We start from the raw sequence: 968 nt of genomic DNA, 5'->3' as shown, positions 1-968 counted from the left end.
TTCAGGTTGCCGAGAAAGGTTTCCACTCCACGCTTTTCCATCTGGTGTGCAGCGGGGCCGAGATGGACGGTCGGTATTTGCTGGATGCCCTGCCGCTCAAAGGAGCGCAGGTCAACACGTTCTGGTCTGCCAGCAGCTTCCAGATAGCGGTTGGTGATGGTTTCCCAGCTATGCCGCCAAACCTCGGCGTACTTCTGGTCGTTCCAGTCCACGGTGTTTTCCTTGTGGCACTTCCAGTTCCCGGAGGGGAGTTGAATGCGCTCGCCGTTCTCGTCAAGGTCGTAAACCTTTCGGGCTTTTGGAAGCCACCTGCCGTGTTCATCCATTGCCCGGAGCGTCAGCAGAATGTGGGCGTGTGGGTTGCCATCTCCCTTGTCGTGGATGGCAAAATCGGCAATCATGCCCTTGGAAACAAACTGCTCCTGACAAAACTCTTTTATCATGGACAAATACTGCTCTTTCGGCACCTCCACCGGGAACGCCAGCACGATGCGCCGGGCAAGCTGGGAGTTCCACTGGTTCTCCACGGCTTCCACGGCGTTCCAGAGGGTTGCCCGGTCTGCATATCCGGGCGGCGCATGGGACGGCAGCATGATCTCAGCGTGGACAAGTTCTTTCTTCTTGTTGTAGAATTTTGTTTTCTGGTCGTACTCGCTGAACAGCCGTTCGCCGCTCTGGTAAGCGGCCCCGGCAACAGCGGACTGCCCTTGGCTGCGCTTAACGATGGTAATTTTGAAATGCGGACACGGAATAGGCATCACCCCCAAACAAAAAGACCGCCCAGCAAGATTGCTCTTGATGAACGGTCTGGAATTGTATTCGGTTTTGCTCGCCGCCTTAGAACGGAGTGCCATGCGCTTCGGTCTTAGGCGGGAGCCGCAAAAGGATAGCTGCAAAGCAGCGCAAGGAAAATGCAGTTTTCCTTGGGATGGAATCGGGCTGGCGCACAAACGCCAGCTTCGATTTCA

General features: G+C 55.8%; 1 protein-coding gene. It reads right to left on the bottom strand.

All coding sequences use genetic code 11. The annotated features are described in order from the left end of the window. Positions 1–752 (bottom strand): MobQ family relaxase (gene mobQ, locus AAAU26_RS14590; RefSeq protein ID WP_349180883.1); only part of this gene is annotated, 752 nt, incomplete at its 3' end. Between the last annotated feature and the right edge of the window lie 216 nt (positions 753–968).

The organism is Faecalibacterium longum (genome assembly GCF_040094125.1).
Taxonomy (GTDB): Bacteria; Bacillota; Clostridia; order Oscillospirales; family Ruminococcaceae; genus Faecalibacterium; species Faecalibacterium longum.
Note: the sequence above shows the minus strand (reverse complement) of the source record. Positions and strands in the feature narration are given on the sequence as shown.